This window comes from Vibrio sp. MOR3, assembly GCF_001557775.1.
Taxonomy (GTDB): Bacteria; Pseudomonadota; Gammaproteobacteria; order Enterobacterales; family Vibrionaceae; genus Vibrio; species Vibrio jasicida.
On sequence record NZ_LNRD01000015.1, the window covers coordinates 86294 to 99891 of the forward strand.

9 protein-coding genes, 14 tRNA genes and 2 rRNA genes are annotated in these 13598 nt (G+C 45.4%); 17 read left to right on the forward strand and 8 right to left on the reverse strand.

Annotated features, from left to right (window positions below):
* The first annotated feature begins 14 nt into the window (after window positions 1-14).
* Window positions 15-1187: a radical SAM family heme chaperone HemW gene (gene hemW, locus ATB76_RS22385; protein WP_061036129.1), complete on the forward strand. Its 1173-nt coding sequence runs from the start codon at window positions 15-17 to the stop codon at window positions 1185-1187.
* Between the two features lie 246 nt (window positions 1188-1433).
* On the opposite strand, the gene glsB is transcribed toward hemW, so the two are convergent.
* From glsB to trmB, 3 genes are all read right to left on the reverse strand, one after another.
* Window positions 1434-2354 (reverse strand): glutaminase B, encoded by a 921-nt coding sequence (gene glsB, locus ATB76_RS22390; protein ID WP_061036130.1) that lies wholly within the window; start codon window positions 2352-2354, stop codon window positions 1434-1436.
* A 102-nt stretch (window positions 2355-2456) separates the two neighbouring features.
* Window positions 2457-3485, reverse strand: coding sequence for a DNA methylase (locus tag ATB76_RS22395; protein ID WP_039977623.1), 1029 nt, complete (start codon window positions 3483-3485; stop codon window positions 2457-2459).
* 15 nt (window positions 3486-3500) lie between these two features.
* A complete protein-coding gene (gene trmB / locus ATB76_RS22400; protein WP_038880400.1) occupies window positions 3501-4220 on the reverse strand; it encodes a tRNA (guanosine(46)-N7)-methyltransferase TrmB in 720 nt (239 codons plus the stop codon).
* Between the two features lie 203 nt (window positions 4221-4423).
* On the opposite strand from trmB, the gene mutY reads away from it, so the two are divergent.
* From mutY to ATB76_RS22480, 16 genes are all read left to right on the forward strand, one after another.
* Entirely contained in the window at window positions 4424-5500 is a 1077-nt protein-coding gene (gene mutY, locus ATB76_RS22405) for an A/G-specific adenine glycosylase (protein WP_038880402.1), read from the forward strand.
* 19 nt (window positions 5501-5519) lie between these two features.
* On the forward strand, window positions 5520-5792 hold the full coding sequence (locus ATB76_RS22410) for an oxidative damage protection protein (protein WP_005436530.1): 273 nt from the start codon (window positions 5520-5522) through the stop codon (window positions 5790-5792).
* An 86-nt stretch (window positions 5793-5878) separates the two neighbouring features.
* Window positions 5879-7009 carry a membrane-bound lytic murein transglycosylase MltC gene (gene mltC, locus ATB76_RS22415; RefSeq protein WP_042606431.1) on the forward strand — a complete coding sequence of 377 codons (1131 nt, stop codon included), beginning with the start codon at window positions 5879-5881 and terminating at the stop codon, window positions 7007-7009.
* Between the two features lie 109 nt (window positions 7010-7118).
* Window positions 7119-7194: transfer RNA gene (locus ATB76_RS22420), tRNA-Phe, on the forward strand.
* A 54-nt stretch (window positions 7195-7248) separates the two neighbouring features.
* Window positions 7249-7324 (forward strand) — tRNA-Thr (locus ATB76_RS22425).
* Between the two features lie 7 nt (window positions 7325-7331).
* Window positions 7332-7407, forward strand: a tRNA-Phe gene (locus ATB76_RS22430).
* A gap of 42 nt (window positions 7408-7449) precedes the next feature.
* A tRNA-Asn gene (locus ATB76_RS22435) sits at window positions 7450-7525 on the forward strand.
* 70 nt (window positions 7526-7595) lie between these two features.
* A tRNA-Thr gene (locus tag ATB76_RS22440) sits at window positions 7596-7671 on the forward strand.
* Between the two features lie 7 nt (window positions 7672-7678).
* Window positions 7679-7754 (forward strand) — tRNA-Phe (locus tag ATB76_RS22445).
* Window positions 7755-7796: 42 nt separating this feature from the next.
* A tRNA-Asn gene (locus ATB76_RS22450) sits at window positions 7797-7872 on the forward strand.
* A gap of 294 nt (window positions 7873-8166) precedes the next feature.
* Window positions 8167-9792 (forward strand): methyl-accepting chemotaxis protein, encoded by a 1626-nt coding sequence (locus ATB76_RS22455; RefSeq protein ID WP_038870628.1) that lies wholly within the window; start codon window positions 8167-8169, stop codon window positions 9790-9792.
* A gap of 233 nt (window positions 9793-10025) precedes the next feature.
* Window positions 10026-10101: transfer RNA gene (locus ATB76_RS22460), tRNA-Phe, on the forward strand.
* A 51-nt stretch (window positions 10102-10152) separates the two neighbouring features.
* Window positions 10153-10228, forward strand: a tRNA-Thr gene (locus tag ATB76_RS22465).
* Window positions 10229-10249: 21 nt separating this feature from the next.
* Window positions 10250-10325, forward strand: a tRNA-Asn gene (locus tag ATB76_RS22470).
* A gap of 40 nt (window positions 10326-10365) precedes the next feature.
* A tRNA-Thr gene (locus ATB76_RS22475) sits at window positions 10366-10441 on the forward strand.
* 15 nt (window positions 10442-10456) lie between these two features.
* Window positions 10457-10532 (forward strand) — tRNA-Asn (locus ATB76_RS22480).
* 138 nt (window positions 10533-10670) lie between these two features.
* Here the strand turns inward: ATB76_RS22480 and ATB76_RS22485 are convergent.
* The 5 genes from ATB76_RS22485 to rrf (ATB76_RS22505) all read right to left on the reverse strand — a co-directional run bounded on the left by ATB76_RS22485 (window position 10671) and on the right by rrf (ATB76_RS22505) (window position 13459).
* Window positions 10671-12107, reverse strand: coding sequence for an NAD-dependent succinate-semialdehyde dehydrogenase (locus ATB76_RS22485; protein WP_081094947.1), 1437 nt, complete (start codon window positions 12105-12107; stop codon window positions 10671-10673).
* A 777-nt stretch (window positions 12108-12884) separates the two neighbouring features.
* A tRNA-Asp gene (locus ATB76_RS22490) sits at window positions 12885-12961 on the reverse strand.
* Between the two features lie 31 nt (window positions 12962-12992).
* Window positions 12993-13108: ribosomal RNA gene (rrf, locus tag ATB76_RS22495) — 5S ribosomal RNA — on the reverse strand.
* A 57-nt stretch (window positions 13109-13165) separates the two neighbouring features.
* Window positions 13166-13241, reverse strand: a tRNA-Thr gene (locus ATB76_RS22500).
* Between the two features lie 101 nt (window positions 13242-13342).
* Window positions 13343-13459 (reverse strand): 5S ribosomal RNA (gene rrf / locus ATB76_RS22505).
* Window positions 13460-13598 lie beyond the last annotated feature (139 nt).

Sequence of the window (13598 nt, forward strand, 5' to 3'; positions counted from 1 at the left end):
GAGCGAATTAGACCATGTTAACGCCCCCAGCACTGAGCTTGTATGTACACATCCCATGGTGTGTACAAAAGTGCCCATATTGCGACTTTAACTCTCACGCGCTCAAAGCCGAGATCCCAGAAGAAGAGTACATCAATGCCCTTCTTGAAGACTTGGATACCGACATTGAGAAATACCACCTTAGCGAAGCGCCACGTCCACTGCATTCAATCTTCATTGGTGGTGGTACGCCGAGTTTGATTTCGGCAGAAGGCATCGAGCGTCTACTTAAAGGCATTGAAGCGCGTATTCCGTTCAAGCCTGAAATAGAAATCACCATGGAAGCCAACCCAGGCACTATCGAAGCAGAACGTTTTGCTGGCTACCGCAAGGCTGGTGTAACGCGCATCTCTATCGGCGTGCAAAGCTTTGAGCAACAGAAGCTTGAGCGTTTGGGGCGCATTCACGGTCAAGACGAAGCCGTCAATGCCGCTAAGCTGGCACACCAAATCGGTTTGAATAGCTTTAACCTCGATCTCATGCACGGCTTACCAGATCAAAGCATCGAACAAGCCTTAGCTGATTTGGACAAAGCGATTGAGTTAGCGCCACCGCACCTGTCTTGGTATCAGCTGACCATCGAACCAAACACCATGTTCTACTACAAGCCACCGACTTTGCCAGATGACGATGACTTGTGGGATATCTTCGAACAAGGACATGAGAAGCTTGCAGCGGCAGGTTACGTTCAGTACGAGATTTCTGGTTACAGCAAGCCTAGCTATCAGTGTCAGCACAACCTGAACTACTGGCGCTTTGGTGACTACCTTGGCATTGGCTGTGGCTCACACGGCAAGCTGAGCTTTGCTGATGGCCGCATCGTTCGTACCACTAAGGTCAAACACCCACGTGGCTATTTGATGGCATACCAAAACATGGTGAAGCCATACCTAGATAATGAACAGCTTGTGGCTGATGAAGATCGTCCGTTTGAGTTCTTTATGAACCGTTTCCGCTTAATGGAAGCGTGCCCGAAACAAGACTACATCGATACGACAGGCCTGCCGTTGAGCTCAATTCAAGAGACTATCGATTGGGCGCTTGAGATGAGTTATCTGAGTGAAACAGAGACTCACTGGCAAATTACCGAGAAAGGTAAGCTGTTCCTGAATGACTTGCTTGAAGCCTTTATGGTGGAAGAGGAATAAGAGCAGATTCGAGATTTGGGAACGGACTGTGTCCTAAAGAACGCTTCACTCCGAGAGATTCGCTGAAACGGCTATGGATATATTCGACCAAGCCAATACAGCCTTTGTCTCTGCTATAAATAACAAAGGGTTGGCGCACAAACGCCAACCCTTTCTTTTATTCGTTGTAACACTTCTTTCCCTAAAGCCTCTAAAACGAAGCGATTCCAAAGGACGCGATCCGTTCTCGCTTCTCGTCTCTTTTCCTTAGAAAATCGAACGACCAATACGCTCTGAAAGTAACTCAAGCGCTTTAGTACCTGCCAACGAGTTACCCGAAGCATCAAGCTCCGGAGACCATACCGCAATCGTCATCTCACCTGGGACAATAGCGATGATGCCACCACCGACACCAGATTTACCCGGCATACCAACGCGGTATGCAAATGCACCAGCACCATCGTACAAACCACACGTGGCCAATAGCGCATTCAACTGTTTTGTCTGCACCGCCGAGACCACTGATTTACCCGTTTGTACCGATGTGCCTTTATTCGCTAAGTAGCTAAAGGTCTTTGCCAAATCCACACAACTCATCTTTAAAGCGCAGGCATGGAAGTAGTTTTGCAATACCGGAATAACCTCGTTTTCAAAGTTACCAAATGAGCGCATCAGGTAAGCAATCGCAGCGTTGCGGTCGCCATGCATCATTTCTGAAGCCGCTACAACTTTGTCATACACGATATGAGTATCACCAGATAACTGACGAGCAAATTCCAATAGACGCTGACGCGGCGCTGAGAGACGACTTTGCAGCAAATCAGCAACTACAATAGCACCGGCGTTAATGAATGGATTACGTGGGATGCCCAGCTCCATCTCTAACTGGATCATCGAGTTAAACGCCTGACCAGAAGGCTCTTTACCTACACGAGACCAGATCTCTTCTTGCTTGTACAAGCACATAGCCAGAGTCAGGCTCAACGCTTTTGAGATCGACTGAATCGAAAACGACTCTTCTGCATCGCCCGCTTTAATCACTTCACCTTCATTGGTGTATACCGCAATACCCAGTTTGGTATTGGGTACTTTTGCCAATGCGGGAATGTAATCGGCGACTTTTCCTTGACCAATTAAAGGGCGAACTTCCGCTAGAATGTCTGTCAAAATTTGCGCTGTAGGTTTCATCTTCTACCTTCTTGTCACAAGAACCCAAATAGCTGAGTTCAGAGGTAAAAAAAGCCAACGCGGACGTTGGCTTTTCCATGGAATTTATTCGACTCAAGTCGATTATGGTTTTATTGCCACAATGATGTTGCGGTTGATGGACTGATCAACACGGTGAAGATAACCGATGTAAGGCTCTTCTGAAAGTACCTTCCACCCTTGCTCTTCAAATAATGCCGCCACGTCCTTCCATTTCAGAGTGAACTCATTGAAAGACAGCACGACCGAACCTTGCTTTTTCAGCACCACTTTCCATGCAGGCAGAGCTTCTTGTAGCAGCTCCAGAGGGCTACGGTTCAGTTTGCTGTCTTTTGCGTTTTTGCTACCGTGTTGCACACCGTAAGGCAAATCAGACACCATCACATCAACAGAGTTCTTCTTAACCACTTGATCGGCAATTCGCGTGTCTGCTGAATACAGCTTCATCGTCTGAAGATTACCTTTGTTGTACTCTTCTTTCTCTGACGCGGCTTCAACCACGAAACCATCGGCCACCTTCTTACCACCAGAAGTGCGCTTTTCTTTGCTCACTTTGTGCTTGAAGCGACCGTTCTTCATAAACTTAACGATGAAGGTTTGGATCTCTTGTACCCATTTCTGGTTGATCTCCACACCCACTACATTCAAGCCGTGGATCAAACCTTCAAACAGAGTTGTACCCTTACCACACATTGGATCCATCAGCGTTAATTGAGCACTATCCGTATTGGACGCACTCACGCCTAAGTTCACCATCAAACGCGTAAACTGTTCATTCGTTTTACCGGTGTAACGTAGGATCTGGCTCATGCTCTCAGGGAAAGTATTGAATGCAGGCGCCTGAATCGGACGTAATAAGCCATCTTCACGCACTTCAAATAGCGCATAGTAGATAGATGACGCAGCAATTTTACCGGATTGCTGATCGCTTAACGCGTCTTCACAAGAGAACACGAGCGCAGCAGGTAAGCCGACGTCTTTGTTACCAATTTCAGTCACTTCAACACCTTCAGAAGCCAAAATTGCTTTTAGCTCGGAACATGCAATGGTCATTGCGCTATCAAAGTAAATTCGGTTGTGACCCGGATTCGCTAATATCGCGTAGTGGTACATCTACTGGCTCCTTAGTTATGCAGTGCGCTTGAATTTAATATCCCATACACCGTGACCTAGACGGTGACCACGAGCCTCGAACTTAGTCAGTGGACGCTCTTCAGGGCGAGGGATGAAATCACCGCCTTCTGCAATGTTTTCGAAACCAGGTGCTTGGTTCATGATTTCAATCATGTGTTCAGCGTAGTTTTCCCAGTCAGTCGCCATATGGAAGATACCTTCGTTAGGGATAAGCTTCTGGCGAACCATTTCAGCGAACTCGAGTTGTACGATACGACGCTTGTGGTGACGCTTTTTGTGCCATGGGTCTGGGAAGAACAATTGCAGCGTTGCTAGGCTGCCATTTGGGATCATGTGTTCGAATACTTCTACCGCATCGTGACACATTACGCGTAGGTTCGTGATACCCGCTTCGCGTGCGTCAGCAAGACAAGCACCAACGCCTGGACTATGAACTTCGATACCGATGAAGTTTTTCTCTGGCGCGTTCTTTGCCATTTCAACCAATGAAGCGCCCATACCAAAACCGATCTCAAGCACTACTGGGTTATCGTTACCAAATACTTCTTTCCAATCAAGAAGTTCTGCTTTGTAATCGATACCCATTGTTGGCCAGCATTCGTTCATCGCACTTTCTTGGCCCTTGGTTAGACGACCTTCGCGACGCACGAAACTGCGGATTTTACGGATCATTTTTCCGTCTTCGTTGTATTCGTTAGTGGTTACTTCACTCATTGATTTTGCCTGCACATTGATTAATCAAAGCGGGGATTATCCAAAGAATTCACTTAGGTGCAAGTATTTGTTGAGCTATCGGACTATGGCAGCCCAAAAGCAAACAAACCAGACACAATATCCCCACAGTTTATCTGTTGTACTTACACCACAATCTGTGGTGCAATTTTGCTCCTAACCAATAATAGAATACAGAGCAAGTCGTGACACCTTTCGCAAACGCCATCTTAGAATGGTATGACGCATATGGAAGAAAAGAGCTTCCATGGCAACAAAACAAGACCGCGTATAGTGTCTGGTTGTCTGAAATCATGCTTCAGCAAACTCAGGTCACTACGGTTATTCCTTATTACCAGCGTTTTTTAAAACGCTTTCCGACCGTCGTCGATCTCGCGAATGCTGAGCAAGATGAAGTACTGCACCTTTGGACCGGCTTAGGTTATTACGCACGTGCTCGCAATCTTCATAAAGCGGCTAAAGAAGTCGCCCATAAATATAATGGCGAGTTTCCATTAGATATTGAGCAAATGAACGCACTGCCGGGTATTGGTCGTTCAACCGCAGCCGCAGTACTCTCCTCTGTCTATAAACAGCCACATGCGATATTGGACGGCAACGTAAAACGCACGCTTTCACGCTGCTTTGCTGTTGATGGATGGCCGGGACAAAAGAAAGTTGAAAATCAATTGTGGGAAATCGCAGAAACGCACACGCCACAAACAGACGTCGACAAGTACAATCAAGCCATGATGGATATGGGTGCCATGATGTGTACCCGCAGCAAGCCTAAGTGCACCTTGTGTCCGGTCAACGAACTTTGTATAGCAAAGAAACAAGGTAATGTGCTTGATTATCCGGGTAAGAAGCCGAAAAAAGACAAACCGGTTAAGCAAACACGTTTCGTTATGCTGCATCACAAAAATGGTGATAGTCACGAAGTGTGGCTAGAACAAAGACCGCAGACGGGTATTTGGGGCGGACTCTTTTGTTTCCCACAAACTGAGCATATTGATGTAGAGAGCGATATTGAATTACTACTGGAACAACGTGGTATTCAAACTGACGATATTAGACATCAAGAAACTCTGATTACCTTTCGTCATACATTCAGCCATTATCACCTCGATATCACGCCGATTTTGATTGACCTGTCAAAGCAACCCAATGTGGTGATGGAAGGTAACAAAGGTCTTTGGTATAACTTATCTAAACCTGAAGAAGTCGGTTTGGCTGCGCCAGTAAAACTGCTACTGGAAGCGCTACCCCACGAACTTCGTTAATTAATTGCAAGGAGTCATTATGAGCCGCACTGTTTTTTGTGCTCGACTAAAGAAAGAAGGCGAAGGTCTAGACTTTCAACTTTACCCAGGTGAACTAGGTAAACGCATTTTCGATAACATCTCGAAAGAAGCTTGGGCTCAATGGCAACAGAAACAAACGATGTTGATCAACGAGAAGAAGCTCAACATGATGGATCCAGAGCACCGTAAACAGCTTGAAACAGAAATGGTGAACTTCCTTTTCGAAGGCAAAGAGGTTCACATTGAGGGCTACACGCCACCAAGCGAATAAATCAAACTTGTTTTAAAACAATGACATCACAACCAAACTTGTGATGTCATTTTTGTATTCGAGCCGAAAAAGCTACCTAAATAATTATGAATAAAATTGCCTTTATCGTTACTGCCCTTTTAATGGCAGGTTGCAGCCGTGAGTTTGTCGAAAAAATTTATGACGTTGATTACGAGCCGACGAACCGCTTTGCGAACAACCTAGCTGAGCTGCCAGGACAATTCGAAAAAGACACCGATGCTTTAGATGCGTTGATCAGCAGCTTCTCAGGAAACATCAAAAAGCGCTGGGGCCAACGCGAGGTAAAGGTTGCAGGTAAAAGCAATTACGTAAAATACATCGATAACTACTTAAGTCGTGCCGAGGTCGATTTCCAAAAAGGTGTGATAACCATCGAAACGGTTTCTCCAACAGAGCCACAAAAGCACCTGAAAAACGCCATCATCACGACACTTTTAACCCCAGATGATCCAGCCAATGTCGATCTATTCTCTTCTAAAGAGATCAAATTAGAAGGCCAGCCCTTTCTTTACAATCAGGTCGTTGATCAAGACAAAAAGCCCATTCAATGGTCATGGCGCGCGAATCGCTTTGCCGATTACTTGATTGCTAACCAAGTAAAAACCAAAGACGTTGACTTTAAAAAAGCCTACTACGTTGAAATTCCAATGGTGGAAGACCATTTCTCACAACGCAGTTACCAATATGCAGATATCGTGCGTCGTGCGTCGAAAAAATACGACATCCCTGAAGATCTAATTTACGCCATCATCAAAACCGAAAGTAGCTTTAACCCATATGCAGTAAGCTGGGCCAACGCCTATGGTTTGATGCAAGTAGTTCCAAAAACAGCAGGCCGTGATGTTTTTAAATTGGTGAAGAACCGGTCAGGTCAGCCTAGTCCTGAATATTTGTTTAACCCAGAAAACAATATTGATACCGGAACGGCTTACTTTTACATTCTAAAAAATCGTTATTTGAAAGATGTCCAGCATCCAACATCTTTGGAGTACAGCATGATTTCCGCTTACAACGGCGGAACTGGTGGTGTTTTGAACACTTTCCATCGCACCGATCGCAAACGTGCAATGAAAGATTTAAATTCTTTACAGCCAAATCAAGTTTATTGGGCGTTAACAAAGAAACATCCGAACGCTGAAGCACGCCGATACCTAGAAAAAGTTACAAATTTCAAAAAGGAATTTAACGCAGGGTAAACTTTTTCTCGACAGTTGAATAAAAAGCGTTCGAACAACCACTTTTTTGAAATTATTTAAAAAAAGTGGTTGACGCAAAGCGGGAAAATCCGTTTAATAGCGCTCCGTTGCCCGGATAGCTCAGTCGGTAGAGCAGAGGATTGAAAATCCTCGTGTCGGTGGTTCGATTCCGCCTCCGGGCACCACAATTTCTAAATTGTTGGTGCCTAGCACGAACAGTTAGTAAAAGAATACGGTACGCCGACTTAGCTCAGTAGGTAGAGCAACTGACTTGTAATCAGTAGGTCACCAGTTCGATTCCGGTAGTCGGCACCATTCTTTTGCCTCGATAGCTCAGTCGGTAGAGCAGAGGATTGAAAATCCTCGTGTCGGTGGTTCGATTCCGCCTCGAGGCACCATATTTGGTGCGCTTGCTTAAAGTAAGACACAAACAGAATAGTTCCTCCTTAGCTCAGTTGGTAGAGCGACGGACTGTTAATCCGCAGGTCACTGGTTCAAGTCCAGTAGGAGGAGCCAACTTCTAGAATTTCATGTAAATGAGATTCTAAAAATGAAGAGTCTAACTCTTCTAAAAAGAATAAAGTGTGCCGACTTAGCTCAGTAGGTAGAGCAACTGACTTGTAATCAGTAGGTCACCAGTTCGACTCCGGTAGTCGGCACCATTCTTTTGCCTCGATAGCTCAGTCGGTAGAGCAGAGGATTGAAAATCCTCGTGTCGGTGGTTCGATTCCGCCTCGAGGCACCATATTTGGTGCACTTGCTTACAGTAAGACACAAACAGAATAGTTCCTCCTTAGCTCAGTTGGTAGAGCGACGGACTGTTAATCCGCAGGTCGCTGGTTCGAGCCCAGCAGGAGGAGCCAATTTAGAAAGCCAAGTCTTCGGACTTGGCTTTTTTCTTATCTGCAATATCCAAAACTCTCCCCCTATTTTCTAGTTCCGTCGAAACTTCTCCCTCAACGCCTTCAAGAAACAACCCTATTAACGTCTAGTTCATTTGACATAAAACACTTATTTCACGCTAAAAATTTAATCCAAATCATAGTTTCATCACTCGCAGATAGGCGCGTGTATACAAGTTCAATAATATGAATTTATTATTACGCCCCTTTATAAGCTATGCATTGCATAGTACGAACACGCTTTGTGAGCTAACTATGAAATTAAAAACTCAAGCCTATTTATTATCGGCCATCATACTAATTGCCCTGCTTGCATTAACTGCAACGGGTCTTTGGACACTTCGCGTCGCAAGTAACCTTGATAACAAAGCTCGAGTGACTGAGCTATTCAAGAGTGCTTATAGCATTCTAACTGAAGTAGAGAAAATGGCGGTAGAAGGCAAAATGCCTGAAGATGAGGCTAAAGCACTCGCGACTCGCCTACTTCGCAACAATATCTACAAAGACAACGAATACGTTTATGTTGCTGATGAGAACATGTTATTTGTGGCAGCCCCTTTAGACCCTCAATTGCATGGCACTAGCTTCCATGACTTTCGAGACGGTGATGGCAATAGTGTCGGTCAGCTGATCTTGGACGTGCTAGGTCGTAAGACAGGCCAAATCGTTGAATACACCTGGACACAAAAATTGCCTGACGGCACCATCGAAGAAAAACACTCGATTGCAGAAAAAACACCACATTGGAACTGGGTTGTCGGTACCGGAATTGGATTCAATGAAGTAAATGCACGTTTCTGGTCTACTGCACAATGGCAGCTAACCCTATGTCTTGTTATCGCTGGCGCAATCCTAGGTGGCTTGATCATCTCTATTCGCAAGATGCTTAACCTTCTTGGTGGTGAGCCGAATGACGTTCGTGAGGCGGTTCAGGCCGTCGCTCAGGGTAATATCCAAACCAGCTTTGAATACACAGCCCCTAAAGACAGTATCTATGGTGCGGTGCAAGAGATGAGTCAATCGTTAGCTAAGATGGTCACCAATCTAGACGCGTCAATGCACGCATTACGTTCAGAGCTATCAGCGGTAGAATCGCGCTCTAACTCTATTGCTGATTTGACCATGTCTCAGCAGCAATCGACGGCGATGATCGCAACAGCGATGACAGAAATGGCTTCTTCAGCCAACCATGTTGCAAGTTCGGCAAGTGACACGGCACATAACACCGATGAAGCAGACAAACAAAGCCAACACACGCAATCATTGATCCACAGTACGGTAGATAATATTCAAGGCTTGGCGACCCAGCTCAATACAGCCAGTAAAGCCGTTGCGGATCTTGACCAAGATGTTAACAGTATTGTGAAAGTTCTCGACGTAATCGGCGACATTGCCGAACAAACTAACCTACTGGCGTTGAATGCCGCCATTGAAGCAGCGCGTGCAGGTGAACAAGGTCGTGGTTTTGCCGTCGTAGCAGACGAGGTTCGCAACCTAGCAGGACGCACACAAGACAGCACAAAAGAGATTCAACAGATGATTTCTAACCTTCAGGAAGGTTCGCGTAACGCTATCCATACGATGGAAATTTGTGCCGAAACTAGCGAAAGCACAGTAACCGAGTCTATGAACGCCTCAGAAGCGCTACAACAGATAGTAACTGCATTAGAGTCCATCACGGCCATGAGCCAGCAAATCGCAACAGCAGCCGCTGAGCAGACTCAGGTAAGTGATGATATTGCGCATCGCATTAACCTTATCGAAGAAAGCGGTAGCCAGCTCAACACGGTAGTCACAGAAAGCCAATCAAGCACACAGACATTGGCGTCTTTAGCGAATGAGCTTGAAGGTTGGGTGAACAAGTTCTCAGTAAAGCACTAGTTTAAAGTCAATTGTTCAATAAAAAGCACGTTTTCGGACGTGCTTTTTTGTTTTTATGGTATTTATTTAGCAAGCGAACTCATGCTCCTATCATAATCAAGGCTTAAAATATGGTGCATTCCTGTTAAAAACGCATAAAAACAGCCCACTCCGAGCACAAATTCATCAAACGATATTTTATTTTAATTTTATTGTTGACGTGAAAGCGGAAAAGCCTTTTAATACACCTCGTCGCCCGGATAGCTCAGTCGGTAGAGCAGAGGATTGAAAATCCTCGTGTCGGTGGTTCGATTCCGCCTCCGGGCACCACAATTTAAAATTGTTGGTGTCTTACACGAACAATAAAAAGAATAACGGTACGCCGACTTAGCTCAGTAGGTAGAGCAACTGACTTGTAATCAGTAGGTCACCAGTTCGATTCCGGTAGTCGGCACCATTTATTCTTAAACAAGATAATTCCTCCTTAGCTCAGTTGGTAGAGCGACGGACTGTTAATCCGCAGGTCACTGGTTCAAGTCCAGTAGGAGGAGCCATCTTTCAGTTAGTAAGTCGATTACTTATTAACGAAAATGTGCCGACTTAGCTCAGTAGGTAGAGCAACTGACTTGTAATCAGTAGGTCACCAGTTCGATTCCGGTAGTCGGCACCACTTAATAAAATCTGTTCCTCCTTAGCTCAGTTGGTAGAGCGACGGACTGTTAATCCGCAGGTCACTGGTTCAAGTCCAGTAGGAGGAGCCATATTATAAAAAGCCGCATCACTTGATGCGGCTTTTTTGCATCTGAAGAAAACTCACAGCCCCCTCTTCATCTACCTTTATCTCAATAAACAAAAAGCCAGGTGATATACCCAGCTTCCGTCTTTGTCTCGTGAGAAGGTTAGCTCAAACCTCCAAGGCAGATATACTTCGTCTCTAGGTACTCATCGATACCTTGTTTAGCACCCTCACGACCAATGCCAGATTCTTTGATACCACCAAACGGCGCAACTTCCGTAGAGATAATCCCTTCGTTTATCCCTACCATGCCGTATTCCAAACCTTCACTAAATCGGATAATGCGTTTCAAGCTATCGGTATAGAAGTAGCAAGCTAAACCATACTCGGTGTCATTCGCCATCGAGAGCACTTGTTCATCGTCATCAAAACTAATGACTGGCAAAACCGGACCAAACAACTCTTGTCGCACGATCGCCATACCTTGTTCGACATCATCTAAGATAACAGGCTCCATAAAGCGCCCAGTGAGTTTTTGAGGCTGGTTAAGTATTGTTGCTCCTTCTTGTACTGCCTGATCGACTACCGCCTCTAGACGATGCTTAGAAGCCATAGTGATAACAGGGCCAAGAGTTGTATTTTCCTCAAGACCATTACCGACCGCCAGGCTTGCCACTTTATCAAGAAGCTTAGTTAAGAACGCCTCTTTCACACTCTGATGTACATACAAGCGGTTGGTACACACACAGGTTTGTCCAGCATTACGAAACTTGGAAGCAATTAAGCCATTCGCTGCAGCTTCTAAATCTGCATCCTCAAAAACAATAAAAGGTGCGTTACCACCCAATTCCATAGAAGTGGCTTTAACCGTATCACTTGCTTGTTTCATTAAGATCTTACCGACACGTGTCGAACCAGTGAAAGAGATCTTCTTAATACGAGGATCGGTACTTAATACCAAACCGAACTCAGCCGCCTGTTCAGAAACAACGGTAGACAATAGAGCTTTGGGGATACCAGCCCGATGAGCAAGCTCCACCACAGCCAGAGCAGTCAAAGGCGTTAATTCAGAAGGTTTAATGATCATCCCACATCCCGCAGCCAGAGCAGGAGCCGCTTTTCGAGTGATCATTGCAATAGGGAAGTTCCATGGTGTAATCGCTGTACACACGCCGACAGGTTGTTTGATGGTAGAGAGGCGTCTATCTACCGCTGGGGCTGGAATAACCTCACCATAAGTGCGTTTAGCCTCTTCTGCGAACCATTCAACAAAAGATGCGCCGTATGCGACTTCTCCACGACTTTCAGTAAGGGGTTTACCTTGTTCTAAGGTAATGATGTTCGCGATGTCTTCCGTATGCTCTACAAGCAATTGGAACCACTTTTTTAGGGAAGCGGAACGTGCTTTAGCGCTGAGTTTTGCCCACTCAACTTGAGCCGATTTGCACGCTTCTATTTGCACATCTAACTCATCCAAAGAGCTAGGCTTTAAGCGAATCAGTTCTTGCTCAGTCGCAGGGTTAATAACGGCAATCCCATCTTGAGAAGACAGGCTTTCGAATAAGACTCTTAGCGTTTCACTTTCTATCTGCTGCATCATTAGGTTGTACTCCCATAAGAACCTTTACTAGGTTAATCCTTCTGACAAATAAGAGTAAAGCAAACAAAGTTTTCTTCAGCGTAAATATGAGAAGTGATGACCCAGTAGGGTTAGCCGGTGATACCGATAAGAGAACACCAACAAAGATAGCTATTATTGAAGAAGGTAACCATTTGATGGGTCATAAGATTGGTGTTATTGAATGCCCCATTCCTTGATAGATAAAGCATTAGAGGGCATCTCTAACTTAACCAAATGACAGAGTAGATTTTCAATAAGGGTGGATAGACTAGGGGCGTATATCTGAATAAATAGTCGGGCTTGTAGGCTACAGCCAAAACCTTGCGAGCCTTACTTTCCTATAAACGAAAATCATATTCCCTAAAAGGGTGAAAGCTAGCACGAAGGCTGAATTTCTAGATAAGTGTTGAAGCGGCTGAGCTTGCGCTCAATTGGACTCGCACACGAGCGGGACTCGTTGGTCGCAGACCAAAATAATATCGTAAATACAAAAAGACCCCAGCATTTCTGCTGAGGTCTGGAATAAGTGGCTAGTCGGCGGGGACGCCTAGTTCGGGGTTGCGGGCAACCGGGACTCATTCCCTGAAAGGGAACATTTTTGAGCTTTAAAACGACAAAACCCAGTCCGAAGACTGGGTTTTTAAATAAGTGGCGGAGTGGCTGGGCTTGCACACAAGCGGGACTCGTTGGTCGCAGACCAAAATAATATCGTAAATACAAAAAGACCTCAGCATTTCTGCTGAGGTCTGGAATAAGTGGCGGAGCGGACGGGACTCGAACCCGCGACCCCCGGCGTGACAGGCCGGTATTCTAACCAACTGAACTACCGCTCCGCACTGGTTAGACTCTTGAGTCTAAATAAGAACCTGGCGATGTCCTACTCTCACATGGGGAAACCCCACACTACCATCGGCGCTACTTTGTTTCACTTCTGAGTTCGGAATGGAATCAGGTGGGTCCAAAGCGCTATGGTCGCCAAGCAAAATTCTTTACGTTTTGTTTTAAGCTTTGATTTAAAGCATAAAACAAACAGTAAATGGTGCTGATACCCAGAATCGAACTGGGGACCTCATCCTTACCAAGGATGCGCTCTACCGACTGAGCCATATCAGCACATTATCTGTGTCCGTGAGGACTAAAAAAGCCCGCTTTTTCAAACGGGCTCTCTTAACTTTTGTCTTCACCTTCTTAAAAAGGCAAAAACTAAATTTAAAGCCTGGCGATGTCCTACTCTCACATGGGGAAACCCCACACTACCATCGGCGCTAATTCGTTTCACTTCTGAGTTCGGAATGGAAGTCAGGTGGGTCCAAATCGCTATGGTCGCCAAGCAAATTCTTTAATTCGGAAAGCTGTTTTAAGTTCTATTTATACACATTCAATCGTTCTTGCATTGAGTCCATCAAAACCCCTTGGGTGTTGTATGGTTAAGCCTCACGGGCAATTAGTACAGGTTAGCTCAACGCCTCA

What these genes read in the sequence shown, in the direction of transcription:
- trmB (WP_038880400.1), bottom strand. Translation starts at nt 4,220, where the DNA reads ATGAGTGAAGTAACCACTAACGAATACAACGAAGACGGAAAAATGATC.
- hemW (WP_061036129.1), top strand. Translation starts at nt 15, where the DNA reads ATGTTAACGCCCCCAGCACTGAGCTTGTATGTACACATCCCATGGTGT.
- glsB (WP_061036130.1), bottom strand. Translation starts at nt 2,354, where the DNA reads ATGAAACCTACAGCGCAAATTTTGACAGACATTCTAGCGGAAGTTCGC.
- ATB76_RS22410 (WP_005436530.1), top strand. Translation starts at nt 5,520, where the DNA reads ATGAGCCGCACTGTTTTTTGTGCTCGACTAAAGAAAGAAGGCGAAGGT.
- ATB76_RS22485 (WP_081094947.1), bottom strand. Translation starts at nt 12,107, where the DNA reads ATGATGCAGCAGATAGAAAGTGAAACGCTAAGAGTCTTATTCGAAAGC.
- ATB76_RS22395 (WP_039977623.1), bottom strand. Translation starts at nt 3,485, where the DNA reads ATGTACCACTACGCGATATTAGCGAATCCGGGTCACAACCGAATTTAC.
- ATB76_RS22455 (WP_038870628.1), top strand. Translation starts at nt 8,167, where the DNA reads ATGAAATTAAAAACTCAAGCCTATTTATTATCGGCCATCATACTAATT.
- mltC (WP_042606431.1), top strand. Translation starts at nt 5,879, where the DNA reads ATGAATAAAATTGCCTTTATCGTTACTGCCCTTTTAATGGCAGGTTGC.